Consider the following 13,415-nt stretch of genomic DNA (forward strand, 5'->3'; position numbering starts at 1 on the left):
CCGGCGAACCTGTGCCAGGCAGCGGCTGAACAGCACAGGTTCAAAATGGAAGGGCAAGCCGCCGGTCCGGACGTATCCTGCGGGCTGTGACGGTCATATATGTGTTGGATGGCACCCAGGTCAGGACGCTGGAGGATTTCTGGCGTGTCGTTGGCGAGAGCGTCGGCTGCGGGGGTTACTTCGGCCGGAACCTCGATGCCTTCGCTGACTGCCTCCGCGGTGGCTTCGGAACGCCGGATGACGGCGACTATCTGATCGAGTGGCGTGATCACGAAGTCTCCCGTCAGAATCTCGGACACCCCGAGACTGCGCGTCAGCTTGAGCTGATGCTCGGGCGATGTCATCCGACGCACAAGGCCAGCATGGGCGTCAGGCTTGCAGAGGCCCGTGCCGGACGTGGCCCGACCGTTTTTGATTGGCTGGTCGAGATCACCGAAGAAGAGCTCCCGGGCGGGCTGCGTCTTCGCTAGCTCGGCTACTCGGTCACCGGGCTGGCAGTCGCCCCTCGTCGACGTGGTCGGCGAGATAGATCAGCGTGGCCTGCGGGTCCATGCCGAACGCGGCTGCGACGAGCTTGGGGTCCAGAGTGTTCACCAGGTCGACGAGACGGGTGCTGCGGATCGTCCGGGGCGGGAATCCGCAGTCGTCGAGGACGTGGGAGAGATAGGCAGTTGAGGCCGGGCTTCGCCCGGCCTTTGTTCCTTTGGTGACCAGGACGTGCGGGTTGTCGGTCCGCCAGGCCTCGCGGTGGGCCAGGCACCGTTGCAGCACCGTCCAGGAGGCAGGGTCCAATGGAACAGGGTGGGGTCGCTTGCCGAGTCGCACCGTCTGGGCGATCAGATCCACGTTGGTGATCTGCAGCATGCGGACCTCCGAGCTGGAGGCTCCGTGCAGCAGGGCAAGCATGCCCACCAGTGCCTCGTGGGGGTGGACGTGCTCGTCGGTCGTCCAGCGGCGGAAGAGTTCGCGCTGCTGGTCAAGGGTGAGGGTCCTGCCGCGGAAGCCGTTCGATTCCTTCACGGTCAGGTTCCGGGTCGGGTCGACGAGCACGATGTGCTGGGAGCGGGCGAAGCGGAAGAACTGCCGCAGCACGGTCAGCCGTCGCTTGCGGGCCTTGGGCAAGGTGGCCAGGAACGCTTCGGTGTCGTGGACGTCCACCAGGGCCCAGTCGTCCTTGCCGCAGTGAGTCATGAGGAAGAGGGCCAGGTCACGCATGATGGTCAGGGCCGTTTCCAGGGTGTGATTGGTGCGGGGCCGGGTTCCGGCCCGACGGGCTCGGCCCTGGGCCCGCATGCGAGAGGCGTCGAAGTCCGCGATGGCTTGCCTCAGCGGCTCTGGGACCGCGTCGACGCGGCGGCGCCGTCGGTTCACGGCGAGTCGTTCGGCCTGGTCGGTGGGCAGGGCGAGCCCGCGGAGGGTGAAGAAGTCCTCGAGCGCGCGGGCGAAGGAGCCCATTGACCGTCCGGGCCTGCGGGATCGCTCGAGCAGTGCCTGGGGCGAGTTGGAGTGCTCGTCCTCCAGTAACCGGCCCAGGTCGGAGATGAAGCCGCAGGCTCTGGCGACGCAGTGGCGGGCCGCAACCTGGGCGACGAAGTCCGTGAGCCACGGGGGCGGGTCGGCGAGCCGGTCGTGGAGGTGTTCGCCTCTGATGAAGGGGCGGCCGGGGTGATTTTGCCAGCAGGCCGAGCACATGCCCAGTCCGGAATGGCGTCGCAGCTGCCCGCACTCGCGGCAGGTCCGTGGCGGGTGTTTCGGCGATCCCGGGTGGGAACAGGGCCCGCACCAGCCGGTTTCCTCGCGCAGATAGCCAGGCTTGCCGCAGCGGGGGCAGGGCTGCTGGGCTGCCAGCAGGTCGGCCTTTCGCCGGCAGTCCCGGCACAGCCGGTTCTGCGGTGATCGGACCGGGTGGCCGCACTCTTCGCAGACGCGCGAGCAGATCACGCACCGGCCTGTGTCCTGCTGCAGGACGCGATCGCGGCGGCAGGACGGGCACGTGGCTTTGGCGGTGTCTTCCTTCAGACGCCGCCAGCAGCGGCAGCAGTGCTGCCGATCGAGATATCCGACGGGGGCTCCGCAGGTGACGCAGTCGCGTTGTTTCTTGCCCATTTCGGTCGCGGGTCACAGGGGCGGCATCGACCGGCCCCGGGCCGAGGCGGCTTGCGGGAGCTCTGCGACGGGTCGGGGCGGGGCGATCGGCCTCTCAACGGGGGTGGTATCCACCTCAATCAGGTCGTTGGGCGTGCACTCGAGCGCGGTGCACAACGCGACCAGGGTGGTCATCTTCACCTGCGAGGGCTCCTTGGTGAACAGCGCGGACACCGACGCCGAGGACAGTTCCAGGCCGGCCTTCTCAGCCAGCAGTCGTCGCAATTCGGTGCCGGTCCAGACCTCGCGCTGGGCGGCGGCCATCCGCAGCCTCCATTGGATCTTCATGCGCTGGAGTCCTTCCCGGTCAGCTCGGCCAGGGTGCTGGCAACCGCCCTTTGATAGGCGTCCTCGATGAACGTTGCGGAGGGCCGGACATATCGCATGGTTGAGCTGACCGTCCAGTGACCGAGCATCTGCTGGATCGCGACGAGGTCAACGCCGCGTTCGTAGTTGTGGGTCGCGCAGGCCCGCCTGAGGGCATGCGGGCTGAACCGCTCGGTCACCGGGCGGCCTTCGAGTTCCATCAGATAGCGGAGCCGGTTGCGGATGGTTCCGCGATGGAGGCTGCCGCCGGACTCGTCGGCGAAGAGGACGGGTGAGTCGGGGAATTTGGGCCGTACGTCTTCCAGGAACCACCGCAGTACCAGGTCGAGGTTGTCGAGCATGGGCACCCATCGCGGTCGCGGGCCGGAGGTGTGGGCGCCTTTGCCGAAGCGGACGTGGAGTTTGCCGAACGAGCCGCGGGTGAAGTGCAGGTCCGGTCGCTCCAGCAGCGATGCCTCCTCCGAGCGGAGCCCAGCGTGATACAGCGTCCGGAACATCGCGTAGTCCCGGGCTGCGGGTCCGTACTTCCTCGCGGTGGCGATCCGCTGCTTCATGAAGTCGAAGAACTCGCTCACCCGTTCCGGGGTCGGAGGCGGCAGCAGGGCTGGCGAATCGTCCCCGACATGCCGTGAGGCATTGAACTCGTCGACCGGGCAGACCAGGCGGACGCCGAAAGCGGCTTCGATCTCGACGGACTTGCGGGCCTGGAGGAAACGGTGGAAACCCTTGAAGATCTGCACGTACTCGCGCCGGGTAGAGGTCTTGCGGCCCTGGACCGCAAGGTCACCGACCACTCGGTCGATGTCCTCAGGGGTTACCTCCCACGCGGGCCGGCCCAGCGCCGTCAACGTCCGCTCCAGCAGCCCAGTGTCGTTGTCGATCGTCACCGGGCTGAACCCGCGGGCCCGCCACGAGGCCACGAACGCCTCGACGCATAGCGACTGGAACTGCCACGGATCCCTCGTCGGCATCTCCTGCGGGACGGCCCCGCCCGCGATGACCTGCAGTCTCACCTCGCTCACCGGCACACCTTCCTCGCACCTGAATGGTCAAGGCAGCACCTTGAAAACACGGCAGCCACCGCGAGAACCAACGAGGACCGCAGGAGAGGGATACGGCCAGGTGGCAGCGGCAACCCGTGTGAGGGAACAAGTGCCAGCCCCAGATGGCTGGACCAAGACCTTCACCGACCCCCGCCTCTGCGCTGCCATCGTCGACCGCCTCACCTTCAACGGCACCATCATCGAGACCGGCACTGACTCCTACCGTCTCGCCAGCACCCGAGCCCGAGCCGAGGAACCAGTCAAGGCCAGCTGACATACGGCCGAATGATCGCCTGCAGGTCCGGCGGATCAGGGCAGGAACGCGTCGCATGTGTTCTGCGAGCTCTACGATCGTCCACGTCGTTCCGACGGTCAGGGGGGCTCGATGAGGCAGAAACTCGTAGAGCACATGCGAGGCTGGACCGCACGACGAAAGATCTTGGTCTATCTGATCGCGCAGTCGGTTCTGCTCGGTCTGATCATCATGATCGTCCACGCTTGGAACGCCGATGTCGCCTCTCTCGCCTATCTCGGTCCGTGGCTCGGCGCAGTCGTCGGCGGACTGATCGGCATCATCCTCGGATCGAAGAGGCCATCCCCGTGACCGCTCAGCCGCGCTGATCTCAGTAGCACCGGTCGAGCCACGCAGCTACATGCTCAGAAACATGCCTCGACGGCCAGCCGCCCAGGCAGTGCCGTCACTTCTCGTCGACATCCACGACTCTGTTGATCACCAACTGACTCCCGAACGCGTCGACAATCGCTGTCCCTAGAGATGAACGAAGCCAGCGCGGTGAACAACCGGGGCCTCGCTGCTCAGGTCGAGTACCTGGCAGGCAGGTGCGCCGACGTGCACGCTCTGAGAGACCTACTGACCGACCTCACCGCTTGATACCCGCACGGCCCAGCCCTCTGTGAGGGGCGAGGCCCTTCCGCCCATGCCTGAGCCCTCGGCGTCGCGGCGGCGACGCCGAGGCGACGCGCACCGGCGGAGTACTCAGGGCGGTGGTCACCTGGAGAGCTGCTGCCAGGGTCAGGTCGGCGGAGACATCCCCGGAGGCGAGGACCCTGGCGTACGGCCCCTGCCCGTAGGCGGCCAGGGCCGCCGCGAGTGTCACCACGGCCGTATCGGCCGGCCCCGCGCCCCAGTGGCTGATGCGGAAGACGCGTGAGTCGGGGCTGCTGGCGCCGTGGCAGTGACCGTCAGCTTTCGTCGGAGGGTTAGGGGCTGGCTTCGTCGGTCGTCGTCTCGTCGTCGATCAGCCCGTAGGGAGGCTGGTCCTCGTTGCGGCTGTACCGCACCACGACGTTGTCTTCCACGAGCGTGGGCGGGCTGTTGTCGACGATGATCACCTGGGCACCGGTCCCCCGTTCAGCCAGCCAGCCGGTTAGGTGGCGGTAGAAGTCGTCGATGGCAATTGCGTCTGCGATCACCGCGTCCCGGGTGCCGCCGTGGCCGAGGTTCTTCTGCGGGCTGTCAATCATGAGGAATCCGGGGTGGGCGGCCGACGTTTCGACGGCCACCTCGAAGACGGCCAGCTGCCAGGCCAGAGTAAGGAGCGTCCGGGCACCGGACGATGCCTCGCGGTAGGAGTCGCCGCGCACGTGCGGAACGAGGTTCGTGTCGATCATCGGCTGGCTGAGTTTCGGGTAGCGCCACTGCCGCAGCAGCTCGCTGTACCGGCCGCTGATACGGCCGACGACCAGGTCCCGGTCCTGCGCGGCATCCCCCAGCCGATCGAGTTCCTCCCGCAGACGCTCGATCTGCGCCTCCTGCCGTTCCACCAGGGCGGCGCGCTTCTCCCGGCCGGCCTGGAGCTTCGTCGCGTTCTCGGCCTGCTGGAGATGACGGAGGACTTCCCTGGGGCACACCGAGGAACCCCACAGCAGCACCGCACTCGGCAGCCCGGAGGACACCAAGACGGCGCGCTGCGACGGCGATGAACCGCCATCCAGCGCCACCCTCGTCCGCTGACGTTGCCGTCAACTACTGCCGTCACCCCACGCAGAAGCCCCGCCAGGACGCACCTGGCGGGGCTTCAGTTTGCTTCTGTCACCCAGCGAAGAAGGCGTGGCATCGGGCAACGAGGCTCACACCGAGCCAGCGCGAGAATGGCGCGACGCTCCGACAGTTCGGAGCTAATCACCTTTAGAGGATGTCTCACGTGGTGCTTCGGTGGTGCGGCATGATGCTGCACTGTGAGGGTTGATCTGTCGCGTCGGCTGGTTCCGGACGAACTGTGGGAGCTGACAGCTCCGTTGTTGCCGAGGTTCACGTCGCGTCCGCAGGGCGGTGGCACTGTTCCGGTGGACGAGCGGGCGGTGTTCACGGCCGTGGTGTACGTGCTGACGAGCGGGTGTGCGTGGCGGTATCTGCCGGAGTCGTTCGGTGTTTCGCCGGCTACTGCGCACCGTCGGTTCACTGCGTGGACCGAGGCCGGGCTGTGGCGCAGGCTGCACCGGGCGGTGCTGGACGAGCTTGGTTCCAGGGGTGAGCTGGACTGGACGTCCGCGATCGTCGATGCCGCGTCGGTGCGGGCGAAAAGGGGGGCTCGCTGACGGGGCCGAATCCGGTCGATCGCGGTAAGAAGGGCAGCAAATTGCACGTGCTGTCCGAGGCCCAGGGGCTGCCGCTGGCCGTCGCGGTGTCCGGTGCGAACCTGCACGACAGCCAGGCGTTCAAGCCGTTGATCCTCGGTATCCCCGCCGTCCGCTCCCGGCGCGGACCACGCCGGAGGAAGCCGACGAAGGTCCGCGCGGACAAGGCGTACTACTCCGCGGAGCACCTCCGCTGGCTCCGCGGCCGGAACCTCATCGCACGGATCGCCCGTCCCGGTATCGAGTCAGGCGAGCGGCTCGGCCAGCACCGCTGGAAGATCGAGCGGTCGATCTCCTGGCTCTTCGGCTACCGCCGCCTCACGGTCCGGTACGAGCGAAAAGGCAGCCACTTCCTTGCCTTCCTCGGCCTCGCCGCAGCTCTGACCTGCTACAAGAGACTCGCGAAACTCACCACGTGAGACATCCTCTTAATTCTCTGCCGACAGGGGAAGTTACCCCTGCCACACATTTGGCCACTCATCCTTTGCGAGCGCGGCACTGGCGAACGGGATAGCTTGCAGGAATCAAGTCAAGTTAATCACCGGAGATCCACAAATATCCTCTGCGCCTGACCAACCCGTCTAGAATTGACTTAAATTCCGCCGCATCGCTCTTTGCGACGAAATTTCGCTCAATCAAGAGGTCAATTTCACCAATTACCCGCATCAACTGAGGAGAGTTGAACATTGTGTCACCATGAAGATGAACTCCCGCCAGAAGGGTATCGGCATCAACGTGCGGCAAGATCGCTTCAAGGTAAGCCCCCGCCTCCCTACCTGCATGCACCCGCTGATGATTCTGATCTTCGATGTAGACCGCAAGGCCCATTAAAACTCCCACTCTATTTCGTGGGGTCGACTCGCAAAAGACCGAGCCGACCCCACGAACAATCACCTAGGCACTGCCGGCTTCGGAATAGGGTGCATTGTGATCACGCCGCCGTACTTGTCTTGGACGACTCGATACCACGTCGTGGGCAGCCCACCGGCATCGTCCGATAGGCGGCCGATCACAGTACCCGCATTGGCGTCGCGCTCAAAGTTCCCGTTCGCATTCGGGCCATGACACTTGCATCGATTTGCGTTATCCACCAGGTCGTCCAGGTCCACGTCCGAATTGAAGACGCTCTTGTCAGAAGTGACCTGACGCCCTCCGGGCATGTGCTTACCCCGCACGTACGCCTCAGAGGCATCATCGAGCATCGCATCAATACAGTTTGCATTGTGAACGAGTACCGGTGTGGCCCCTGCCAGCACATAGTACGTGTGCTGCGCGGACCCCTCTACCTGCTTTTTCGCAGGTCAAGTGCGGTTTGCTGGTCCGGTGAAGTGCGTGGGCGTCTGTGGTTGTGCGGGGTTGTTGCCGTCGCTACTGCCGTCAGGCGGTTCAGCCCAGGTACGGTTTCTCGCGCTGTTCCAGGAAGTGCTGGAGCCTGAGTCGTTGGGTGTGGTGCATCGGCAACTGCTCGATCTCTTCCGGCGGCACGAACCGGAGCTCACTGGACTCGTCGGAAATCTCCAGCCGACCGCCGGTGATACGGGCGGTGAAGCAGACGTTGAACTGTCGCCGGACCTCGCCGTCGGCATAGGCAATGATGTGTTTCGGGTCGGTGTAGGTGCCGACCAGGCCAGTGATCTCCACGTCGAGGCCGGTCTCCTCTTTGACCTCGCGCACGGCCGTGCCTGGCAGGGAGTCGGTGAGGTCCATGCCGCCTCCGGGCAGGGCCCACAGGTCGTTGTCGCGGCGGCGCTGGAGGAGGATGCGCCCGTGGTCGTCGGTGACGACGGCGGAGGCAGCGACGACTGAAACCTCACTAGGCCGTACTCTCGCTCGACGAGGCCATCTCCAGCTGGCGCATGCCCCTCGCGCACCTTCCCCGTGACGACCACGGCTTCTGAGCCCTGTCACTCTGAGGGGAAGGCGAACCTGCTGGTGATCTCGTCGACAAGACGGTGCAGCGGGGCGGTGAGGTCGGGGTGGTCACCACGCGAGGCAGCCTGGAGGAGATCGGCGGCAACAACGAGGAGCGCGGTGCGGCCGGTGTGAGTATCGAGAATGCCAGCGAATGCCTCTCGGATGCGGGCGGCGGTGGCCGGTGTGAGGAGTGCGTAGGAGTACAGGAGCGCGGCGTCCCAGCCTCGGGGCGCGAGGCCGAAGCCTTCCCAGTCGAGGATCGTGGCGCCGGCCGTGAGGTTGGCGGTGTGGAGGTCGCCATGGGCACAGGTCCAGTCGGTGATCTGGGGCGCGGAGCGTCGGGTGAACTGAGGGACAGCGCGGTCGATCCATTGCTGGCGGACGCTGACCCGGTCGGTCGCTGTTGCGGCGACAGCACCGAGGTCTTCACGGATCTTCTTGAACCAGATGTCGGGCAGGTCGAGTTCGTGGTGGAGGACGGGGCCGTTCGGGGAGAGGACGGGTTCGTCGACGAAGGTGGTGAGCTCGGCGCGGTAGGCGTGTGCGTCGGCGGTGGCGTCGTGAATCGAGTGCAGGGTGGGCTTTCGGACGGTGGGGAACAGGAGCGCTGCCTGTTCCTGTCCGGTCCAGGTTCGACCGCCTTCCTTCCCGTCGGGGGCGGCCTGGAGACGGAGCCAGCAGGCGCCGTAAAGGGGGTGGTCGGCGCGGCGGCCGAGAGTGCGCCCCTGATGGCCCCAGGCGGGTGGGCCAGAGACGGTGGTGCCGAGGGCGGCCGCGGCCCGGGCGTGGGCGGCGGTCATGCGCTTCTCGTCGGTGGGGTCAGGCGGTGGCGAGTACACGAAGAACGCTCCGCAGGGTGGTGGCCGGTACGGGGTCGTGAGCGAGCGCCGTGAGGGCGCGGTCCCAGTGTCGCGGATCGGCAGTGGACACAAGGACGCGTTCGATGCCGGGGCAGGAGGCGACTGCGGCAAGCGCTGCTTCGGCGATCGTGGTCCCGGGGCGGATGAGTCCGGCGAGTTCGGCGCCGCCGTCGAGTCGGGCGAGCTCGCCGCCGTGCAGGGGTGCGGAGGCGTGCACGTGCCAGCCGTGGTCGACGGCGTGGGCAATCGGTCCGCGCCCCAGGAGTGCTTGTGCGAGGGCGGTGGCCTCGATGAGCGAGACGGGGAGCTGGATCGTCGTCAGGTGGTGGTCGTGGCTGCCGGCCGCAATCTGGGCGAGGCGGTTCAGGGTGGCGACGGTGAAGCGGCCGTCGGTGAATCCGTTCCAGACGGCGACGCCGTAGGAGGCGATCCGTCCGCAGGCCACCTTCTCCTCCAGGATGGCGAAGGCGTCCCGTAGTCCGGCCGCGAGCTGGTCGTCGGGGAGGTGCTCGGAGTTGTGGACGAACATGGTGTCGAGCCGGGCCCGGCCAAGTTCCGCGCGGGCCCGTTCCACCTGCCAGTCCACCACGGCGGGATCAAGGCTGTGCCGGGCGTCGGCAGGTATGGGGATGCCGTCGGCGGCGGCCGCTCGGATCTCCTTGGGGGTGAGGTAGCCGGTCTTGGTCGCAACCCGCAGCCGCGGGTGCGCGGCCAGCGCCGGGGCGAGGAGCTGGTGGGCGGTGCCGTCGCAGTAGTTGGGGGCGGTGTCGACCCACGGCATGGGGGCATTGGCGGCGTGTTCGGCGGCCTGGTTCATCCGGTTGGCGGGGACGCGGTAGGTGCCCAGTGCGAGGGTCGCGGTCATCGGCGCTCCCCCGGGCGGACCGTGGCCGCCTGCGCGGTGAGGAGTTCCTGGACGACGAGCGCGACGTCGCCGACCGGGAGCCGGCTCGCGGCGGCAAGGTCTCCGAGCGGCGTCCATGCCGGCATGGCGGCGAGGAGCATGTCGAGGAGCGGGTGGGCGGCCGGGTCGAGGTCGATCTCGTTGCCAGCCGCGGTGAGCCGGACCAGGCTCTCGCCGTCGGCCATGACGCAAGTGGTGCGGGCGCGGGCGGTGGTGAGGCGTACGAGCAGACCGGGTTCGGCGGGCACATAGTGGATGTGCGGAAGCCGCGGAAGCGAGGGGCGGAGCCGTCCGAGGTCTTCGGCGTCCCGGGCGGCCGTGTAAGCGTCGAGGAGGCCGGGGGTGGCGAAAAGGGTGTCGAGTTCCGTGCGCAGGTCGGTGAGGTAGTCGGCCTGGTCTTCGGCACTGGCGTGGAGAGGAAGGTCGGTGCGGGCCGTCGTGCTCGCACGGAGCCGGTCAGCTGCCCAGGTGATGAGGTCGGCGCCGGTGTGCGGGGCGAGGCCGCACGTCAGGTGTAGGGATGCCTCGCCCTGGTCGGCGGTGACCGCATGCCACCAGCCGCGCGGTACATATAGCACGTCTCCCGCGCGCAGGGTGAGATCGGCGAGTGGCCGTTCGGGCGGGGGTTCGGGGGTGGTGACATCCCGGTACATCGGGCGCTCGCGGGTCGGCCCGAACAGGCGCCACCGCTTCGCGCCGGCGATCTGGATAATGAGGGTGTCGTGGTCGTCCCAGTGGGTGCCGAAGCCCTCAGTCGGCGTCCAGGAGGCGTAGGCGTTGACCTGGACATGAGTGCGCAGGTGTTTCTCCAGGGCGGCGGCAAGGTCGCCGACCGGCTCGTGGAGTTCATCGACCGCGTCGAGGACGAGGGAGGCGCCCTCGGCGAGCCGCTCGTGGAGCTCCGCCGGGTAGATCCGCTGCCACACGGTGGCCCGGCGGCTCGTGACCGGTACGGCGTAGCGGTGTGCCGGGAGGGTCTCGCCATCGGCGGACAGTCGCAGTCGCGGGGGCTCCAGGCAGTGGGCGGCGATGAGGTCGCTGAGTGTGTCGTAGGAGAACAGGGCGCCTGGGTCCGTGACGGCGCCGTGCAGGTGCAGGTAGTCGCGGGTATACGTCTGGGCCAGGAAGCCCTGGCCCAGACGTTCCGCGATGAACGGGACGGTCATCACGCGGTGTGCGGCCGGTGCCGCCGCCGTCCGACGGGATCACGCCCCGGCTGCGGGCCGCGGCGATCGCGCGGCGCGCACGGACCAGACCGCCCGGCTGCCCGTTCTCGCGGGGCTGCGGGGTGTTCGAGCTCTTCATCTCGATCGGCCTCCTTCGTGGGTCGTGCGGACTTCCCGACCGCGGGCAGGCACACCGCCTTGTAAGGGGATCGGTGTGCGGGAGTGTGTGGATGGGCCTCGCCCCTGCCTGGCGGGTCTGGGGCCCAGGCGCCGTTCCCCCGTTCCCCCCGGGGGCTATGTCTTCGCCGGTACAGAGTCGGGCCGGGCGGCGAGAGCGCGGTCGAGTGCCCTGTGCAGGGCGCGCACGAGGCGGGCCGTCGATTGCGCGGCGGTGAGGGGGGGCACGGGGGCGGTGTGCCGTGTCGAATCGGCGTACGGCCTCGGCGCAGGACGCGTATGCAAGGGGTACGGCCGGGTCGGTCTGCGGCAGGTGCCCGCACGCGGCCTTGGTCTCCCGGATCAGGAGACGGCCGTAGCCGGTGAGCTGGAGGGTGATCTGGTCGAGGTCAGCGGGCGGCAGGATGGTGGTGTTGCGTCGCCAGGTCAGGACGGCGTCGACGAGCCGTTCGTGCACGTCCCGGTCGAGCGGCACGGAGCCGTCGAGAAGTGTCTGGGGGTCGTGGACGATGCCGGCATGCGGGCTCCTGTCCGATCCGCCCCGCCCGGCGCGGGCGGGACGGGTGGAGGGGGTGGCCGGTTCGGTCACGTCGGCGCCTCCAAGTCGGTTAGCTGTAGTGGGTGTTCGGATACGGTGTGACGGCTCGCATCACCCATCGAAGCCGTGGGCAGGCGTGGTGGCCATGCGCGGCATGGGGCCCGGTGTGCTGGCCCCGCTGGCCCCATCGCGGTCATGGCGAAGACGCCGGGAGCAGAGCATCGGGGCAGGTGGCTCAGGGAAGGGGCAGCGGCCGAAGCAGCTGACGCCCGGGGCCGGCCCGTGGCACCGGTGGGGACACGAGTTACGGCAGACCCGCATCGCCCGCGGGCTCTCCCAGCAGGAGCTGGCCGCACGCGCTCTGATCGACCGGTCGCACCTCGCGCGCCTGGAGCGCGCCGAGGGGCCCGTCCCCCGTGAGGTCGCGGTCGCCGTCGACCGGGCCCTGGATGCCTGCAGGGCACTGGTCCGGCTCTGGGAATGGGCGCAGCGGCAAGCCTCCCACTCCCCCGCTGTCAGCGTGCCAGAGGACTTGGGGCTCGGGATGTCCAGAGCTGGGGTTCGGGGTCATGGGGCCAGTCGCGCAGCGGATGGGGCCACGTCCCTCGATGATCTGGTCGCAGGCTTGTCCGGGCAGGCAGGCTCCGATCATGGCGACACGGACACGGTCGTCGTGCCCTGCCGTATCAAGGGAAGGATCCTGTTCGTGCCTGTGCCCCGCCGCGTCGTCCTGGCTTCCGGGCTCGCCGGCCTCGCCTCGACCGCGCTGCCCGCCACGACGGCGTTCGCCGGTACGCTCCCGGGTGACATGGGATCGCCTGTCGAGCACTATGCGCAGCTGCGGCGTGTGCTGATCCAGACGGACAACCTGATCGGTGCCCGGCACGTCCTGCCCGCGGTCCAGCAGCACCTGGCCCAGCTCATTGCGCGCCGCCGCACCGCCGGGGGTACGGATGCGGTGCGGTTGTTGTCGCTCGAGACCCGCTTTGAAGAACTCGCCGGGTGGCTGGCCCAGGACATCGGTGACGAACGCTCCGCTCACGGCCACACCGCCCGAGCGCTGGATGCTTCCCACATCACCGGCGACAGCGCCCTGACCGCGTACATCCTGGGCCGCAAGGCTCAGCTCGCCGTCGACACCGGGCACCCCTCGGATGCCCTTGGGCTGGCGGCCGCCGCCCGGCGTACCGCCCGCCCTGGCAGTCGGGTCGAGGTCATCGCCGTCATGCACCAGGCGCATGCGCACGCCGTTCTCGGTGACGGGGCACGGGCTCTCGGGGCTTACGACTCCGCGCTCGCGCTCCTGGGGAGCGCGGAGGTGGACGGGGTGTGGGGCTCGTGGCTGGACGAGGCTTACGTCCACACCGCCCGTGCCCGCTCGCTGGCCGCCCTCGGATGCTTCGAGCAGGCCGCGCGGGGATTCGACACGGCGATCGCCGAACTGCCCGGCGCCTACCGGCGCGACCGCGGCGTCTATCTCGCCCGCGCGGCCCGGGCCCATGCAGGAACCGGCAACATCCCGCTCGCCGCCCGGATCGGCCTGCAGGCCGTGGGGGTCGCCGCGGAGACCGGATCGGCCCGCATCATCGGCCAGCTCGACCTCCTCGACCACGCCCTGTCCACCACCGCCGGCGAGCAGGGCGTCGCCGAGTTCCGGGACGCGCTGGACCGGATCGTCCTCCACCCCGCCTGACACCCATCCACTCGCACCGCTTTCCCACCCCGCGCCGTACTGGAGCCGCC

General features: G+C 68.2%; 12 protein-coding genes and 4 pseudogenes. 6 read left to right on the plus strand and 10 right to left on the minus strand.

The features are described 5' to 3' along the window. The first annotated feature begins 86 nt into the window (after window positions 1-86). Window positions 87-470 (plus strand): barstar family protein, encoded by a 384-nt coding sequence (locus V4Y03_RS30690; protein WP_332437308.1) that lies wholly within the window; start codon window positions 87-89, stop codon window positions 468-470. A 13-nt stretch (window positions 471-483) separates the two neighbouring features. On the opposite strand, the gene V4Y03_RS30695 is transcribed toward V4Y03_RS30690, so the two are convergent. From V4Y03_RS30695 to V4Y03_RS30705, 3 genes are all read right to left on the minus strand, one after another. Next, window positions 484-1,692 (minus strand): tyrosine-type recombinase/integrase, encoded by a 1,209-nt coding sequence (locus V4Y03_RS30695; RefSeq protein WP_332437309.1) that lies wholly within the window; start codon window positions 1,690-1,692, stop codon window positions 484-486. Between the two features lie 426 nt (window positions 1,693-2,118). Then, window positions 2,119-2,433 (minus strand): helix-turn-helix domain-containing protein, encoded by a 315-nt coding sequence (locus V4Y03_RS30700; RefSeq protein ID WP_332437310.1) that lies wholly within the window; start codon window positions 2,431-2,433, stop codon window positions 2,119-2,121. Continuing rightward, window positions 2,430-3,494: a tyrosine-type recombinase/integrase gene (locus tag V4Y03_RS30705; RefSeq protein ID WP_332437311.1), complete on the minus strand. Its 1,065-nt coding sequence runs from the start codon at window positions 3,492-3,494 to the stop codon at window positions 2,430-2,432. Before V4Y03_RS30705 ends, V4Y03_RS30700 begins: the two co-directional genes overlap by 4 nt. 145 nt (window positions 3,495-3,639) lie before the next feature. On the opposite strand from V4Y03_RS30705, the pseudogene V4Y03_RS30710 reads away from it, so the two are divergent. Next, window positions 3,640-3,789 (plus strand): annotated as a pseudogene (locus tag V4Y03_RS30710) (ATP-binding protein); the annotation flags it as partial. A 111-nt stretch (window positions 3,790-3,900) separates the two neighbouring features. After that, window positions 3,901-4,119 carry a hypothetical protein gene (locus V4Y03_RS30715; RefSeq protein WP_332437312.1) on the plus strand — a complete coding sequence of 73 codons (219 nt, stop codon included), beginning with the start codon at window positions 3,901-3,903 and terminating at the stop codon, window positions 4,117-4,119. Window positions 4,120-4,736: 617 nt separating this feature from the next. Here V4Y03_RS30715 and V4Y03_RS30720 read toward each other — a convergent pair. Next, window positions 4,737-5,477, minus strand: a complete 741-nt coding sequence (locus tag V4Y03_RS30720) for a hypothetical protein (protein ID WP_332437313.1) — start codon at window positions 5,475-5,477, stop codon at window positions 4,737-4,739. A 237-nt stretch (window positions 5,478-5,714) separates the two neighbouring features. Here V4Y03_RS30720 and V4Y03_RS30725 point away from each other — a divergent pair. Beyond that, window positions 5,715-6,532 (plus strand): IS5 family transposase gene (locus V4Y03_RS30725; protein ID WP_443079898.1). Its coding sequence is split into 2 segments (ribosomal slippage): window positions 5,715-6,062 and window positions 6,065-6,532, totalling 816 coding nucleotides; the frame shifts between segments, so codons are not numbered across the junction. A 115-nt stretch (window positions 6,533-6,647) separates the two neighbouring features. On the opposite strand, the gene V4Y03_RS30730 is transcribed toward V4Y03_RS30725, so the two are convergent. The 6 genes and pseudogenes from V4Y03_RS30730 to V4Y03_RS33970 all read right to left on the minus strand — a co-directional run. After that, window positions 6,648-6,941, minus strand: a complete 294-nt coding sequence (locus tag V4Y03_RS30730) for a hypothetical protein (RefSeq protein WP_332437315.1) — start codon at window positions 6,939-6,941, stop codon at window positions 6,648-6,650. Window positions 6,942-7,499: 558 nt separating this feature from the next. Further along, window positions 7,500-7,916 (minus strand): annotated as a pseudogene (locus V4Y03_RS30735) (NUDIX domain-containing protein); the annotation flags it as partial. Window positions 7,917-8,017: 101 nt separating this feature from the next. After that, window positions 8,018-8,827, minus strand: coding sequence for a phosphotransferase family protein (locus V4Y03_RS30740; protein ID WP_332437316.1), 810 nt, complete (start codon window positions 8,825-8,827; stop codon window positions 8,018-8,020). A gap of 19 nt (window positions 8,828-8,846) precedes the next feature. Then, window positions 8,847-9,752 (minus strand): aldo/keto reductase, encoded by a 906-nt coding sequence (locus V4Y03_RS30745; RefSeq protein ID WP_332437317.1) that lies wholly within the window; start codon window positions 9,750-9,752, stop codon window positions 8,847-8,849. Beyond that, window positions 9,749-10,957 (minus strand): cupin domain-containing protein, encoded by a 1,209-nt coding sequence (locus V4Y03_RS30750; RefSeq protein WP_332437318.1) that lies wholly within the window; start codon window positions 10,955-10,957, stop codon window positions 9,749-9,751. Before V4Y03_RS30750 ends, V4Y03_RS30745 begins: the two co-directional genes overlap by 4 nt. Window positions 10,958-11,354: 397 nt before the next feature. Continuing rightward, a pseudogene (locus tag V4Y03_RS33970) lies at window positions 11,355-11,723 on the minus strand (DUF6415 family natural product biosynthesis protein); the annotation flags it as partial. A gap of 103 nt (window positions 11,724-11,826) precedes the next feature. Here V4Y03_RS33970 and V4Y03_RS33975 point away from each other — a divergent pair. Both V4Y03_RS33975 and V4Y03_RS30755 read left to right on the plus strand, forming a co-directional pair. Beyond that, a pseudogene (locus V4Y03_RS33975) lies at window positions 11,827-12,135 on the plus strand (helix-turn-helix domain-containing protein); the annotation flags it as partial. Between the two features lie 243 nt (window positions 12,136-12,378). Next, entirely contained in the window at window positions 12,379-13,365 is a 987-nt protein-coding gene (locus tag V4Y03_RS30755; RefSeq protein WP_332437319.1) for a DNA-binding protein, read from the plus strand. The last annotated feature ends 50 nt before the right edge of the window (window positions 13,366-13,415 follow it).

The sequence above is a fragment of the Streptomyces sp. P9-A4 genome, from assembly GCF_036634195.1.
Classification (GTDB): domain Bacteria; phylum Actinomycetota; class Actinomycetes; order Streptomycetales; family Streptomycetaceae; genus Streptomyces.